13 protein-coding genes and 1 pseudogene are annotated in these 15257 nt (G+C 63.3%); 8 read left to right on the forward strand and 6 right to left on the reverse strand.

Going from position 1 to position 15257, the window contains the following annotated elements:
* The first annotated feature begins 42 nt into the window (after positions 1-42).
* The 8 genes from D6Z43_RS25175 (at position 43) to D6Z43_RS25210 (ending at position 6512) form a co-directional block, all read left to right on the forward strand.
* A complete protein-coding gene (locus D6Z43_RS25175; RefSeq protein WP_120654711.1) occupies positions 43-495 on the forward strand; it encodes an FxsA family protein in 453 nt (150 codons plus the stop codon).
* A gap of 194 nt (positions 496-689) precedes the next feature.
* Positions 690-983 (forward strand): co-chaperone GroES, encoded by a 294-nt coding sequence (locus D6Z43_RS25180; protein WP_028628402.1) that lies wholly within the window; start codon positions 690-692, stop codon positions 981-983.
* A gap of 48 nt (positions 984-1031) precedes the next feature.
* Entirely contained in the window at positions 1032-2672 is a 1641-nt protein-coding gene (gene groL / locus D6Z43_RS25185; protein ID WP_120654712.1) for a chaperonin GroEL, read from the forward strand.
* A gap of 189 nt (positions 2673-2861) precedes the next feature.
* Positions 2862-3545 (forward strand): response regulator transcription factor, encoded by a 684-nt coding sequence (locus D6Z43_RS25190; RefSeq protein WP_120654713.1) that lies wholly within the window; start codon positions 2862-2864, stop codon positions 3543-3545.
* Positions 3535-4824, forward strand: a complete 1290-nt coding sequence (locus D6Z43_RS25195; RefSeq protein ID WP_120654714.1) for a HAMP domain-containing sensor histidine kinase — start codon at positions 3535-3537, stop codon at positions 4822-4824. The genes D6Z43_RS25190 and D6Z43_RS25195 overlap by 11 nt, the downstream gene beginning before the upstream one ends.
* Before the next feature lie 80 nt (positions 4825-4904).
* Entirely contained in the window at positions 4905-5600 is a 696-nt protein-coding gene (locus D6Z43_RS25200) for a class I SAM-dependent methyltransferase (RefSeq protein WP_120654715.1), read from the forward strand.
* Positions 5590-6291: a lipopolysaccharide kinase InaA family protein gene (locus D6Z43_RS25205; RefSeq protein WP_120654716.1), complete on the forward strand. Its 702-nt coding sequence runs from the start codon at positions 5590-5592 to the stop codon at positions 6289-6291. Before D6Z43_RS25200 ends, D6Z43_RS25205 begins: the two co-directional genes overlap by 11 nt.
* Positions 6288-6512: a hypothetical protein gene (locus tag D6Z43_RS25210; RefSeq protein ID WP_120654717.1), complete on the forward strand. Its 225-nt coding sequence runs from the start codon at positions 6288-6290 to the stop codon at positions 6510-6512. Before D6Z43_RS25205 ends, D6Z43_RS25210 begins: the two co-directional genes overlap by 4 nt.
* Before the next feature lie 188 nt (positions 6513-6700).
* Here D6Z43_RS25210 and D6Z43_RS25215 read toward each other — a convergent pair whose 3' ends face one another.
* The 6 genes and pseudogenes from D6Z43_RS25215 to D6Z43_RS25235 all read right to left on the reverse strand — a co-directional run bounded on the left by D6Z43_RS25215 (position 6701) and on the right by D6Z43_RS25235 (position 15257).
* Complete coding sequence (locus D6Z43_RS25215) at positions 6701-9754, reverse strand: multidrug efflux RND transporter permease subunit (protein WP_120654718.1); 3054 nt, start codon at positions 9752-9754, stop codon at positions 6701-6703.
* 26 nt (positions 9755-9780) lie between these two features.
* Positions 9781-10932, reverse strand: coding sequence for an efflux RND transporter periplasmic adaptor subunit (locus tag D6Z43_RS25220; RefSeq protein ID WP_120654719.1), 1152 nt, complete (start codon positions 10930-10932; stop codon positions 9781-9783).
* 240 nt (positions 10933-11172) lie between these two features.
* Positions 11173-11940, reverse strand: coding sequence for a methyl-accepting chemotaxis protein (locus D6Z43_RS28850; RefSeq protein ID WP_371924433.1), 768 nt, complete (start codon positions 11938-11940; stop codon positions 11173-11175).
* A gap of 165 nt (positions 11941-12105) precedes the next feature.
* A pseudogene (locus D6Z43_RS28855) lies at positions 12106-12804 on the reverse strand (methyl-accepting chemotaxis protein); the annotation flags it as partial.
* Positions 12805-13093: 289 nt separating this feature from the next.
* Entirely contained in the window at positions 13094-14191 is a 1098-nt protein-coding gene (locus D6Z43_RS25230; protein ID WP_120654721.1) for a DUF1513 domain-containing protein, read from the reverse strand.
* 1 nt (position 14192) lies between these two features.
* Positions 14193-15257, reverse strand: coding sequence for an imelysin family protein (locus D6Z43_RS25235; protein WP_120654722.1), 1065 nt, complete (start codon positions 15255-15257; stop codon positions 14193-14195).

The following is a 15257-nucleotide window of genomic DNA, read 5'->3' on the forward strand; positions in this document are numbered from 1 at the left end:
AACGGATTATCGGAAACCGTTCTTCCGCCAAGGAAACCCCAGATGCGCGCTTTTCTCTTTCTGTTCCTGCTCTTTCCGCTGATCGAGCTGGCCGTCCTGATCCAGGTCGGCAGCGCGATCGGCGTCCTGCCCACCCTGCTGCTGGTGATTGGCACCGCCGTGCTCGGCAGCGTGCTGCTGCGGGTAGCCGGTGTCGCCACTGCCTGGCGCGCCCGCGAGCGCCTGGCCCGGGGCGAGGTGCCGGAGCAGGAAGTGCTTGAAGGCCTGCTGATCGCCGTCGGTGGCGGCCTGCTGCTGCTGCCGGGCTTCATCAGCGACATCTTCGGCCTGCTCTGCCTGATCCCCTTCACTCGTCGCCTGTTCATTCGCAGCCTGCGCCAGCGCGCTGCGGCCCAGGCGATTCGCCAGCGCGCCTTCGCCGACGACCTTGCCGCCCGCAGCGGCCAAACCCGTCCGCGCGTGATCGAAGGTGAGTACGAGCGCCGCGACCAATAAAGTGCATTTTTTTTGCGCCTCGCCCTTGAAATGCCTTCGCGCGCCCCTATGTATCGGTCACCGCAAGGTTCCTGCTGATCTGCAGGTCTGAATTCAGCGGCGCCCCGTCGCGCTGCAACCGGCTCCGCCGGACATTACCAACCCACCGGTGCTCGCGCCGGTCGAAGTAACAACACTATTGGGAGAGATCGACAATGAAGCTTCGTCCTCTGCATGACCGCGTCGTCATCCGTCGCAGCGAAGAAGAGACCAAAACCGCTGGCGGCATCGTTCTGCCGGGCTCGGCTGCCGAAAAGCCGAACCGTGGCGAAGTCGTCGCTGTAGGTACCGGTCGCCTGCTGGACAACGGCGAAGTGCGTCCTCTGGCCGTCAAGGTCGGTGACCAGGTGGTATTTGGCCCGTACTCGGGCAGCAACACCATCAAGGTCGATGGCGAAGAACTGCTGGTGATGGGCGAGAGCGAAATCCTCGCCGTCGTCGAAGCCTGAGTCTCGCGAATCTCCGCCTACACACTAAAGAATTGAGGATCAATCAACATGGCTGCTAAAGAAGTCAAATTCGGCGATTCCGCCCGCAAGAAAATGCTGGTTGGCGTAAACGTACTGGCCGACGCCGTCAAAGCTACCCTGGGCCCGAAAGGCCGTAACGTGGTTCTGGACAAATCCTTCGGCGCTCCGACCATCACCAAGGATGGCGTTTCCGTTGCCAAGGAAATCGAGCTGAAAGACAAGTTCGAAAACATGGGCGCCCAGCTGGTGAAGGACGTTGCCTCCAAGGCCAACGACGCTGCCGGTGACGGCACCACCACTGCTACCGTTCTGGCTCAGGCCATCGTCAACGAAGGCCTGAAGGCCGTTGCTGCCGGCATGAACCCGATGGACCTGAAGCGCGGCATCGACAAGGCCACCATCGCCATCGTTGCCCAGCTGAAAGAGCTGGCCAAGCCTTGCGCCGACACCAAGGCCATCGCCCAGGTAGGCACCATCTCCGCCAACTCCGACGACTCCATCGGCAACATCATTGCCGAAGCCATGGAGAAAGTGGGCAAGGAAGGCGTGATCACCGTTGAAGAAGGCTCGGGCCTGGAAAACGAACTGTCCGTCGTAGAAGGCATGCAGTTCGACCGCGGCTACCTGTCCCCCTACTTCATCAACAAGCCGGACACCATGGTCGCCGAGCTCGACGGCCCGCTGATCCTGCTGGTGGACAAGAAGATTTCCAACATCCGCGAAATGCTGCCGGTCCTGGAAGCAGTTGCCAAAGCCGGCCGCCCGCTGCTGATCGTCGCTGAAGACGTTGAAGGCGAAGCCCTGGCCACCCTGGTTGTGAACAACATGCGTGGCATCGTCAAAGTCGCAGCCGTCAAGGCTCCGGGCTTCGGCGACCGCCGCAAGGCCATGCTGCAGGATATCGCCATCCTGACCGGCGGCACCGTGATTTCCGAAGAAGTCGGTCTGTCCCTGGAAAGCGCTTCCCTGGAGCACCTGGGTAACGCCAAGCGCGTTGTCCTGAGCAAGGAAAACACCACCATCATCGACGGCGCTGGCGCCCAGGCTGACATCGAAGCCCGCGTTGCCCAGATCCGCAAGCAAGTCGAGGAAACCACCTCCGACTACGACAAGGAAAAACTGCAAGAGCGTCTGGCCAAGCTGGCCGGCGGTGTTGCCGTAATCAAGGTCGGTGCGGCTACTGAAGTCGAGATGAAAGAGAAGAAGGCCCGCGTTGAAGACGCCCTGCACGCTACCCGTGCTGCCGTCGAAGAAGGCGTGGTTCCTGGCGGTGGCGTAGCCCTGGTTCGCGCCCTGCAGGCCATCGAAGGCCTGAAGGGCGACAACGAAGACCAGAACGTCGGTATCGCCCTGCTGCGTCGCGCTGTAGAAGCCCCGCTGCGCCAGATCGTGGCCAACGCTGGTGACGAGCCGAGCGTCGTGGTTGACAAGGTCAAGCAAGGTTCCGGCAACTACGGCTTCAACGCTGCTACCGGCGTTTACGGCGACATGATCGAAATGGGCATCCTGGACCCGGCCAAGGTCACCCGTTCCGCTCTGCAAGCTGCTGCCTCCATCGGCGGCCTGATGGTCACCACCGAGGCCATGGTTGCCGAAGTGGCCGACGACAAGGGCGCCCCGGCCATGCCGGACATGGGCGGCATGGGCGGCATGGGCGGCATGATGTAAGCCACCCGGCCATCCGGTCCGAAGAAGCCCCGCCTCGCGCGGGGCTTTTTCTTGCCCGCGAAAATGTGCGGAAGCGCCGCACGTGGGTATGATCGGTCGTTGCGCGCTGACGGAAACTTCCTGCGGATTCCCGGTGAGGGCGTGCTCTGGCCGGCAAGTGGCCATCAGTGGATGAATGGAGTTGAGCCAATGCGGATCCTGCTAGTCGAAGACAACAACGACATTCTGGGCAACATGGTCGACTTCCTCGAACTCAAGGGTTACTCCGTCGACTGTGCACGGGATGGCCTATCCGGGCTGCACCTGGCCAGTAGTGAGCATTACGACCTGATCGTGCTCGATGTCATGCTGCCGGGGCTGGATGGTTACAACCTCTGTCGTCGGCTGCGTGAAGAGGCTCGACGTGATACTCCGGTCATCATGCTCACCGCCCGCGATGCCCTGGACGACCGCTTGCAAGGCTTCAAGTCCGGCGCCGACGACTATCTGCTCAAGCCCTTCGCCCTCTCTGAACTGGCTGCGCGTATCGAGGCCGTGCTGCGTCGTTCCCAGGGCGGCGGCAGGCGCAGCCTGCAGGTGGGCGACCTCAGCTATGACCTGGATACATTGGAAGTCAGTCGCGCGGGCAAGACCCTCCGGCTCAATCCCATCGGTCTCAAGCTGCTCGCAGTGTTGATGCAGAAGAGCCCGCACCTGGTGCGCCGGGAAGCCCTGGAAGAGGCCCTGTGGGGAGATGACTGCCCTGATAGCGACAGCCTGCGCAGCCATATCCACCAGCTGCGCCAGGTGATCGACAAACCCTTCGGCAAACCCCTGCTGCACACCATGCATGGCCTGGGCTACCGCCTGGCGGAGTCGGCTGATGGAGTTTAAGCAGAGCCTCGCACGGCGGATTCTCATCGCCTTCGTGCTGATGACCGCCTTGGTGGGAGGCACCTTCTCTATCGGCATCATCGAAGTCGTACACCTGATCGAAGAGCAACTGATTTCCCGTGACTTGAACAACGAGCTCCACCGTGTCCTCACCCAAAACATCTTCCAGGGCAAGCCGCCTGCGCTGGATAGCGATACCCGCTTCTACAGTAGCGACAATGCCGGGCCCTATGCGATTCCCGAGACCCTGACCGATCTGGAACCAGGGTTTCACGAGGTCTTCGAGGGCGATAGTTCCTACCATGCGCTGGTCCGCGAAATCGAGGGCCGCCGCTATGTGATGCTGCAGGACCAGAGCGAGTTCGAGGCCCGCGAGCAGGTGCTTTACCGGGTGGTGATGGTCGGCTTCGTGCTCAGCGTGATTCTGGCGCTGATGCTGGGCTGGGTGCTGGCGCGCAAGGTCATCGAACCGGTGGTGCGCCTGGCCGGGCAGGTCCGCCATCGCGACCAGCTGCTGGGCATGGCCCCCCCGCTGGCGCCGGACTATGCCGCTGACGAAGTGGGACAGCTGGCCCAGGCCTTCGACGACACCCTGGGACGGCTGCATGAGGTGCTCAATCGCGAGCGCCTGTTCACCAGCGACGTCAGTCACGAGTTACGGACCCCGCTGATGGTGCTGGCAACCTCCTGTGAGCTGTTGGCGGAGAATCCCCATGTCGATGCTCGTGGCCGTGCCCATGTGCAGCGTATTGCCCGGGCTACCGAGGAAATGCGCGACCTGGTCCAGACTTTCCTGATGCTGGCGCGGTCACAGCGCGATGAAGCCAGCGTGGCGCCCCAGGCGAGCCTGACCAGTGTCGCCGGTGATCTCGCCAACCAGTGGCGCGAAGCCATCGAGCAGAAGGGCCTGCGTTTCGAGTACCAGCCCGGAGTGCCACACGAGCGCGCCTACAACGCCTCATTGCTGCGCTCGGTGCTGGGCAACCTGCTCCGTAACGCGCTGCACTACACCGATACCGGCAGCATCCGCCTGGTGCTGAAAGATTGCGGCTTCGTGGTGGAGGACAGTGGCGTTGGCATTCCCGAAGAGGAGCGAGAAGCGATGTTTCGTCCTTTCGTGCGTGGTCCGGCGAAGCGCGGCGATGGTCTTGGGCTGGGGCTCTCCCTGGTGCAGCGAATCTGTGACAACCAGGGCTGGACGGTCAGCCTGAGTGCCGTCGAGCCTACTGGTTGCCGCTTTGAGGTGGATCTCGGCGGGCGAAGCGCTCTCGTCGATTGACGTTTTTTTCACCTGCGCTTGACCACTTCTTGACCAGGGGCTGGGTAATTTATGGGCCATCTTCAAGCTGGAGGTGGTCCATGACCCGCCCGATCAACCTCGAATTCTCCGACAAGTACGACCGCAAGCACGCCGAGGCATATCACCGTAAGCATCAGGCCGGCCTGTGGCGTCGCCTGTCCAACTGGCGAGACCTGCAGCTGGCGCGCAAGGCGCTGGCCCTGGCCGACGATCCCGGCCTGGTGCTGGACCTTCCTTGCGGCGCCGGACGCTTCTGGCCGTTGCTGGCGGAAAAGCCGAATCGGGTGATTATCGGTGCCGACAACTCCGAGCAGATGCTGCGCGTGGCCAGCGAGGTCCAACCGGTCGAAGTGGTCAGGCGCGTGCGCCTGCTGCAGACCTCGGCCTTTTCCATCCAGTTGCCCGAGAGCTCGGTGGACAGCATTTTCTGCATGCGCCTGATGCACCACATCGGTGACCCTGCACATCGCATGACGTTGCTTCGGGAGTGCCGGCGGGTCACCCGTGACAGCCTGATCCTTTCCCTATGGGTCGATGGCAACTACAAGGCCTGGCGTCGCCAGCGCCTGGAAAACCGACGCCAGGCCCGCCACAGCGAGCAGGGATACCAGAATCGTTTCGTCCTGCCGGTGGCCACTGCCGAAGCGGAGTTTCGCGAGGCGGGTTTCGACATTCAGGAGCGGCTGGACTTCCTGCCCTTCTACGCGATGTGGCGGGTCTACGTGCTGCGCAAGGTCGCCAGCCATGGCCAGTGAGCTGGTCGGGGCGGCGGGCTCCCGGTCGGATGAGCCGTTCCTGCGTGTCTGGTCGCTGCGTGGTGAATGGGTTGAGGAGCCCAATCGACGTCGCGGTGGTGAAAGCGGCGTACAGCGAGTTGTCCTGGGGGACGGTCGGCAGTGGTATGTGAAGCGTCAGGTCGAGCACCTCTACCGCAGTCTGCGCCATCCCTTTGGTCGTCCGACGGTGCTGCGCGAGCGCGAGGCACTGTTGGCCGTCGAGCGGCTGGGCGTGCGCGTCCCTAGGGTCGTATTCGGGGGTGTTCACCGCTGCCCGCTACAAGGGTGGCAAGGGCTGCTGGTGACCGAAGCGCTGGAAGGCTTCATCGAGTTCGAACGCTGGTACGCCGCCCAGGTGGGCGAAGGCGCCAAACACCTCGTATTGCAACAATTGGCGGCTACCCTGGCCCGCTTGCATCGGGGTGGGTGGCAGCACGGTTGCCTCTATGCCAAACATGTTTTCGTCCGTCCGGCGGGAGAGGGTGGCCTGCCCGAAGTTGCCCTGTTGGATCTGGAAAAAGCCCGGCGCCGACTGTCGAGCAAGCGGGCAGCTCTGCGCGACTTGTGGCAGTTTAAGCGCCACTCGTCGCTGAGCGAAGCGGATTGGCAGGTGCTGATCTACGGTTATGAAGCAGCGTTTGGCAGCGCTATCAAGGGTTTGCGATCATGAAATTAGAAGTCACGCGAGCTTTGTTTCTCGTCGGCGCTTTGGGAGTAGCCTCCCTGGCGGTGGCTGCCTGGCATGAGCCTTCGCCCTCCGTGGTCAGCGTCAACGGCCTCGGCTACTGCCCGTTACCGCCCAATGCGCGGTTGAAGGCGCAAGTGCAGCCGGACCAGAACCTGCTGCTGTTCATGTTCGGATTGTCCCAGGGATTGCGCGCCCAGGAATGAGATCCGAAAACCCCGCGAGAGCGCTTGTTTTGCGCACCTTGGGTAGGGTGCGCCGCGCGCACCAATGGCGTTACCGGTTTACTTCAAACCCCACACAGGCACAGAGCCGGCGCGCATGGCGCACCCTATGATGAGGCCGGCAAAGAAAAGCCCCGCAATCGCGGGGCTTTTCTTTATCGCGTCCGGGCTCAGTGGCTCACCGCCGGCTGGCCCTCGGGCACCAGGTCCTTCTTCGCCAGCAGCGTATAGATGCAGGGCAGGACGAAGAGGGTGAACAGCGTGCCGATGGACATGCCGGTGGCGATCACCAGGCCGATGTCGAAGCGGCTGACCGCACCGGCGCCGGTGGCGAAGATCAGGGGCACCATGCCGAACACCATTGCCGCCGTGGTCATCAGTACCGGTCGCAGGCGAATGGCTGCGGCTTCTTCGACCGCTTCGCGGACAGAGAGGCCCTTATCGCGGCGTAGCTGGTTGGCGAACTCTACGATCAGGATGCCGTGCTTGCTGATCAGGCCGATCAGCGTCACCAGGCCCACCTGGGTGTAGATGTTCATGCTGGACACGCCCAGGAACAGCGGGATAAGTGCGCCACAGATGGACAGCGGTACCGTGACCAGTATCACCAGCGGGTCGCGGAAGCTCTCGAACTGGGCTGCCAGCACCAGGAAGATGATCGCCAGGGCCAGCGCGAAGGTGACGTAGAGCGCGCTGCCTTCCTGTACGTACTGGCGCGACGCACCTGCGTAATCGAAGCCATAACCGCGCGGCGCTTCTTCGCGGGCGATCTGTGCCACCGTGTCGATAGCCTCACCCATGCTCACCGTCGGGAAACCTTCGATGATCGCCGAGTTGAGCTGCTGGAACTGCTTCAGGCGGGTCGGCCGGGCGCTGTCATGCACGCTGATCAGGGTCGACAGGGGCACCATGGCACCGCTCTCGCTCTTCACGTAGTAGTTGCTCAACCAGCCCGGATTGTCGCGGTAGGCGCGCTCCACCTGGGCGATGACCTTGTAGCTGCGGCCGTCGATGGTGAAGCGGTTGATTTCACCCTCGCCCAGCAGGATCGCCAGGGTCGACCCCAGATCCTCCATGGACACGCCCATCTGCGCAGCCTTCGCCCGATCGATGTCAACCACCACTTCGGGCTTGTCGAATGCCAGGTCGACGTTGAGGAAAGCGAACTTGCCGGACTCCATGGCACGCGCCTTGATCCGCTCGGTCACCTGTAGCAGCGACTCGTAGTCGTTGGGGGTGTTGACCACGAACTGGAACGGCAGGCCTTCACCCGTACCCGGCAGCGACGGCAGGTTGAAGCCGAAGATCTGCAGGCCGGGAATCTCGTTCAGCTTGCCTTGGACCTCGTGGAGCAGTTCCATCTGAGTGCGCTCGCGCTCGTCCCAGGGCTTGAGCAGGAAGCCGCCGATACCCGACTGCACGCCGTCGAAGCCGTTGATCTGGAACGAGGAGTAGTACTCGGGGAACTCCTTGAAGATCTTCACGAAAGCCTGGGTGTAGGCGTTCAGGTAGTCCAGGTTGGTTGGTTGCGGGGCCTTGGCCATGATGAAGACGATGCCCTGGTCTTCGTCCGGGGCCAGTTCGCTCTTGGTGAACTTCAGCAATACCGGGATCAGGCAGAGCACGATGACAGCGAATACCACGACTACCGGGCGCGTATTCAGGGTGCCGTGCAGGGCCTTCTGATAGCGCTGTTTAAGGCGGTCGAAGATCATGTCCAGTTTGTGCGCCAGGCCTGACGGGTTCTCGTCGTGGCGCAGCAGCTTGGAACACATCATGGGCGACAGGGTCAGGGCGACGATGCCAGAGATGATCACTGCGCCCGCAAGTGTCAGGGCGAACTCGCGGAACAGCGCGCCGGTCAGGCCTTCCAGGAAACCGATGGGGGCATAGACCGCTGCCAGGGTAATGGTCATGGAGATCACCGGCACGGCAATTTCACGGGCGCCCTCGATGGCCGCATCGAATGGCGTCTTGCCTTCTTCGATATGCCGGTGGATGTTTTCCACCACCACGATGGCGTCGTCCACCACCAGGCCGATGGCGAGAACCATGGCCAGCAGGGTCAGCAGATTGATGGAGTAACCCATCAACTGCATGAAGAAGAGCACGCCGATCATCGACAGCGGGATGGTTATCACCGGGATCAGCACCGAGCGGAAGGCGCCGAGGAACAGGAACACGACCACGATCACGATCAGCACTGCTTCACCCAGGGTCTTCACCACCTCGTCAATGGAGGCCTGGATGAATCGGGTGGCGTCGTAGGCAATGGATGCCTTGAGGTTCGGCGGAAGCTGGGACTCCAACTCCGGCATGATCGCGCGCACGTGCTTGATCACGTCCAGTGGGTTGGCGCTGGGGGTGCCCTTGATGCCGATGTAGACCGACGGAATGCCGTCGAAGGAGCTGATGGAGTCGTAGTTCTCCGCGCCCATTTCCACCCGTGCCACGTCGCGCACCAGCACGCGGCTGTCACCCACGGTCTTCACCGGGATGGCGCCGAAGGCGTCGGGGGACTTGAGGTCGGTGGTGGCATTGATGCTGGTGACTACGTACTGGCCCTTCACCTCGCCAGCGGCGGAGAGGAAGTTGTACTTGCGCACCGCGTCGTTGATGTCGTTGGCGGTGATGCCGTAGGCCGCCATCCGCACCGGGTCCAGCCACAGGCGCATGGCGAAGACCTGGTTGCCGAGGATTTCCGCCTCGGCCATGCCCGGCAGGGTCGCCAGCTTGGGCTGGATCACCCGCGAGAGGTAGTCGGTAATCTGCGGGTTGGACAGCTCATCGCTGTAGAAACTGATGTACATCAGCGCCGAAGCGTCTGCCGCTTCCTTGGACAGCACCGGGTCTTCGGCGTCCTGTGGCAGCTGGTTCTTCACCTCGTTGGCCTTGGCCAGGAGTTCGGTGAAGAGGCGGTCCGAGTTGGCGCCGATGCGTGCATAGATCTGGATGACCGACATGTTCTGCTGGCTCGACGACGTCATGTAGTCGATGCCCTCGGCACTGGCCAGGCTCTGTTGCAACGGTTGGGTAATGTAGCCCTGGATGGTCTCGGCGTTGGCGCCAGGGTAGGCGGTGGTTACCGTGATGAGGGCGTTTTCCATCTGCGGGTACTGGCGGATCACCAGCTTGCTGAAGGCCTGGAAGCCCAGCAGCACGATCAGCAGGCTGACCACGGTCGCCAGTACCGGGCGACGGATGAAAGGATCTGTGAAAGCCATGTTCCGTTCCTTCGCGCGTATGCCGCTTATTGGGCGCGGGCTTGTTTGTCCGGGGGGCTGGACAGGGTCTGGTCGGGCGCGATGGCGACGTGGGAGCCGTTATCCAGCTTGAGCTGGCCGGACGTCACCACCTGCTCGCCAGCCTGGAGGCCCTTGAGGATCACGACCTTGCCATCGCGATGTTCGCCGGTTTCAACGAAGCGGCGCTCCACCACCAACTGAGGCTGACCGTCCTGGTCTTTCTCGGTCTGGCCCTCGGCATTCTTCTTCTCGTCGATCACATACACGGAGTTGCCGTAGAGGGTGTAGGTGATCGCGCTTTCCGAAACCACCACGCGCTCCTGGTCGCCCGGCAGCAGCACTTCGAGGTTGGCGAACATGCCCGGCAGCAACTTGCCGTCGGGGTTCTGCAGCATCGCGCGCACCTGCAGGTTGCGGGTGGCTTCCTCGACCTTGGGGTTGAGCGCGGCGATGTCGCCTTCGAAGGATTCGCCAGGGAACGCGGCGACGCTGATGCGCACCTTCTGTCCGACTTTCAGCAGCGGAGCGGATTGCTCCGGCAGGAAGAAGTCGACGAACAGGGTGTTCAGGTCCTGCAGGGTGGCGATGATGGTGCCCGAGGAGAGGAAATCGCCGACGTCGACCTGGCGGATGCCGATGGTGCCGGCGAAGGGCGCGACGATGCGCTTCTTGTCCATCAGGGCTTTGAGCTGGGCAACCTTGCCAGTGGCGGCCTGGAGTTCCGAAGACAGGCGGTCGAACTCGCTCTTGGAGATGTTCTGCCGGCTGACCAGGCTGCGGCCGCGTTCGAACTCGACGCGGGCCAGGGACAGTTCGGCTTCCGCGGTGGCCAGGCTGGCGCGTTCGACGTCGCTGTCCATCTGGATCAGCGGTTGGCCCAGCTTGATCTTCTCGCCGGAAAGGAAGAGCACGTCCTGGACGGTACCGCTGGCTTCCACGGTGAGGTCGACGCCCTGGAAGGCTTTCAGCGAGCCGATGGCGGGCAGGCGGCTTTGCCAGGGCTGCTCGACGGCCTGCTCGGCAGAGACGCTGATGGGAGGCTGGGGCGCAGAAAACTGCTGGATCTGCTGGTAGATCGAGAAGCCTTTATAGGCGGCAAGGGCGGTCACCACGAGGGCAACCACGCCCAGCATGATGAGCATGCGGCGGAGCAACATATTCCGGTTCCTTGGCAGGGAAAAAGTGGCCTGGGAATAGGCGAGGCAAGCACCTTAGTACCAGAGTTAGACCAAGTCAAAGACAAGAAATTGCAGAACGTTGCGTTCACGCAGTTTGCTGCTTATGCGCCGTGAGAATCGCTGGAGATCGAATCAGATCGATGAATTTCCTGTGGAAGGATTCGGACCTTTCTGATCGTGGGACAAGGCCCGGCAGCACTTCCCTGTGCTGCATTCGGTTCAGGCTTGGAGGCGTCCCGTAAGCTGGTTGAGGTCGCCGGAAAGTCCATGCAGGTGCTGGCTGGCGCCCTGGGTGCGCCGCACATTTTCCTCGTTGGTGGTGGCGATGGCGGTTATCTCGGTGAGGTTGCGCGAGATGTCCTCGGCCACCGAGGTCTGTTCTTCCGCGGCGGTAGCGATCTGCCGGTTCATGTCGCGGATTGCTTCGACCGAATCGGTGATGCGTTGCAGCATGGCGCCGGCCTCGGTGACCTGGGCAACGCTTTCCTCGCTGCGGTTCTGGCCGTTCTCAATGGCGCGGACAGCGTTGAGGGCGCCGGTCTGAACCGTGTCGATGATCTGATGGATCTCGGCGGTGGATTCGGCAGTGCGCTGTGCCAGGGTACGTACCTCGTCGGCGACGACCGCGAAGCCACGGCCCTGGTCACCCGCACGGGCCGCCTCGATAGCGGCGTTCAGCGCCAGCAGGTTGGTCTGTTCGGCGATGCCACGAATCACTTCCAGCACCTTGCCGATGCGGCCGCTGTCGCTTTCCAGGCGACGGATCACTTCGGCAGTGTTGGCGATCTCGCTGCGCATGCCGGTGATGCTGTGGATGGTCGCCTGCATCACCGCGCCACCCTGCTGCGCCGAATGGTCGGCCTGATCGGCCGCACCGGCGGCCTCGGCGGCGTGGCGAGCCACCTCCTGGGCCGTGGCGGACATCTCGTGCATGGCTGTGGCCACCTGGTCGGTGCGTGAGAACTGCTCACGGGTACCTTCGGCCATCAGGCTGGCGATGGCGCTGAGTTCGCCGCTGGCGCTGTCCAGTTGCGCGGTGCTCTGCTTGAGGCGGTTGAAGGTATCGGCGAGGAAGTCGCGCAGGGTGTTGGCGGCTACGGCCAGCCGGCCCAGTTCATCCGCGCGGCGGGTATCGACGCGCTGGCCGAAGTTGCCCTGGCTGAGTTGGGCGATGTGCTCGATCAACGAGCTGATGGGCGCGATCAGGTTGCGGTTGAGCAACCAGAGGCTGAACAGGCCGATGCCGATGCTCGACAACAGCATGACCGCCAGGCCGAGGTTCACGGTGTTGTCGGCGCCGGCGCTGATGGCTTCGGATTGCTGGGTGCCACGGGCATGCAGTTCAGCCACCAGTGCGCTCATCTGCTCGCTGGCGGCGCGGTCGATGCCCTTGACCGCGTTGTCGCCGGCCGCCGGATCAGCGCCGGAGGCGACGAACACGTCACGGCCCTTGCGGTAGGCGATGCCGAGGTTGCGGTGTTCGTTGCGCAGGTTCTCCACCTTTGCCCGCAGGGCGCTGTCGTCGAGGTCGCGGGCCTTGTCGAGCAGCTTGCCGAGTACGGCCTGGACCTTGGCTTCCTGGCCTTCGAACTGGCTCCAGTACTTGTTCAGGTTCTCCTGGTCCTTGCCGCGCAAGAGCACGTTCTTCCACTCCTGGACCTGCACCTTGAATTCGAGGTTGGCCTCATCCACCAGACTTGAAGCTTCCAGCGTGCCGTCCACCAGCCCGCGATAGGACTGGATGCCGCCGGAGAGGAAGTGGAAACAGGCCAGGGCGATCAGCAGGAGTAGAAGCAGGCTGCCGCCGAGCAGGGTGAGGATCTGGCCGCGCAGGGAGCGTCGCAGAGACATGATGTTGCGCCTCGTGGAGAAAGGAAGGGATGGTGGCTCTCTACCTGACGAATGTTGCAGTTGTGTGAGCGCCAGGAAGGCGCGTTGGGGGTATGTCAGGCAGGCATACACATAGTCGGCACGGCGCGGTGCCGCTGAAGGGCTGCGACAGGGAATTTGTGGGGTACGGAAGTGCCAGGAAGCCAGGAGTGGCGGGGCTTTCACTGGTGCCGGACGAAGGCCGGGCCTCTGTAGGAGCGAGCTTGCTCGCGAAAGAGTGCGCGCGGACTGTTCGCGAGCAAGCGCGCTCCTACACGGCCAAGTGCAGGTGGTTGTCCCAGAAGCTTGCCGGCAGCTGCAGCGGGGTGGCGGTGAACTGGTCGCTGCGGCAGTCGTAGACACGGCAGCGACCTTGGCCCGAGGTGACGACGAAACCGTCTTTCACGGCCCCGACACCGGCGCAATCCGGCAGCGGTGCGTCGAGGCGTACGGCGCCGCTATCCAGGTCCCAGATGAAGAATCGGTTGCCTCTCGGTGCAGTGAGGGCCACCAGGCGCAGCTCGTCATGAATGGCGACGCTGGCGGTGTACTGGACCATCGCCAGGCGTTGCTCGTCCTCCAGCGGGAAGGGCTGGAAGGGTTGGCCTGGGCGCTTGATCGCGACCAGGTCGGCGCGATCGGTGGCATCTCCCATGTACTGCTGGCCGGCGACGATGGTGCCATCGGCACCAATGGCCAGGTGACGGACGCTGTTCATCTGCTGTGGCAGGGTTTCCTTCGACAGCAGGCCGCCGTCGCGGCGCATCAGCACCAGGCTCGGTTCCATGGCGTCGAGGTTCATCTCCACACGGCTTTCGGCCTCGGTACGGATTCCGCCGTTGGCCACTACCAGGGTTTCACCGTCGGGCATCCAGGAAACCTGATGCGGACCGAGGCCGTGGGTGGAAATTTCGCCCTCGTGGGTTAACTGGCCCGACTGGTAGCGGTAGCGGCCGAGCATGCCCCGGCCCGGGTCGGTGGTGTCGTTCTCGGTGGCGTAGAGCCATTCACCGTCGCGATGCCAGACGCCGTGACCGTAGAAGTGGCGGTCCTTCTGCGAGGTCAGCGTCTGCAGCAGGCGACCGTCGCGCAGGTCCACCAGGTAGCTCTCGGTGCCCGGACGACGGGCAACGAAAAGCGCCACCGGTTCACTGGGATGCTCGACGATGTCGTGGCAACGCTGGGCGACACGGGTAGCGAACACCTGGGTGCCATCCAGGCGGAAGCCCACGGCGTAATGCTGGCCGTCGGCGTCGTCGCGGGCGGAGAGCAGCAGGGGCGATTCGCCCTTGCGGCTCAGGGTCCAGCCGCCGATGCCAACGGCACCGAGTAGCAGGCTGGCGAGGGTGAGGACCTGGCGCCGGAGCATTTCAGTCACCGTCGTTGGCGTTGAAGCCGAGCTGTACATTCAGGGCCTTGGCCAGCTCGCCGGAGTGGAGGCGCTGTACGCGGTCGAGGCTGTCGTAGAAGTCATTGAGCTGCTTGAGGCCGTCTTCGCTGGCCAGCAATTCGCTGAGCGGCTGCTTGACGGCGGCCAGCTTGCCGCGCGCTTCGCTGTAGCCAGCGTCGATCTTCTCGGCCAAGGCCTTCTGGTCGTCACCCAGCAGGCTGCGGATGCCATGTTTGTCCTTGCCCAGCCAGAGGGCTTCGGCGCTGGCCAGGCTAGCGCTCAGGCTTTCCAGGGAAGAGTCGCTGCGCCAGCCGTCGGCCTGCATCGGCTGCGGAAGGCTCTTGGTCTGGCGACCCATAGGTGTGCCGAGTTTCTTCTTCAGGGTGTCCAGGGCGGTGACCTGGACGCGCAGCAGCTCGGAAATGGCCTCGTGGGAATCCGCGTAGCGCTGGTTGGGGAACTTGCTCAACTGGTCGAGCATGCCGTCCTTGCTGTTCCAGCGGGTGAGGATCTCCTCGGCCAGGGTCTTCTGACGCTCGCCGATGGCTTGCAGCAGCGGGCAGTAGCGTGCTTTCTGGGCGCCGTCGGCCATGTCCAGGTTGCTGTCGAAGAGGATGTATTCGTAGGCCGAAAGGCCCTGGACCACCACGCTGGCCTTGGCCAGGGAGGTGGCGTCGAGGTTGGGCTGGGCCTTGATCAGCTGTTCCACCTGGCGGCCGACCAGATTCTTCTTGTCCGGCCAGAACTGCACCTGCCAGGCGCGGTTGCCTTCGGCCAGCGGGCCCACCATCAACGGCTGAAGTTCAGCCCAGGCTTTTTGCGCGGCAAGGAAGTCGGCGCGGGCCTTGGCCAGATCCTCCTTGCCGGAGCAGAAGGCCAGGGCGCTTGCGGCGAGTTGGCGGTCCGCATCGACCCAACGGCTGTAGGTTGGCAGGATCACGTCCTTGGCCAGGGCCGAGGCGGTCTGCGCCTGGGGGTCCTGCGGGGCGCAGGCGCCCAGGGCCAGGGCGGCGAGGCTGGTGAACAGCAGTTTGGGACGGAACAT

This window comes from Pseudomonas sp. DY-1 (assembly GCF_003626975.1).
Taxonomy (GTDB): Bacteria; Pseudomonadota; Gammaproteobacteria; order Pseudomonadales; family Pseudomonadaceae; genus Metapseudomonas.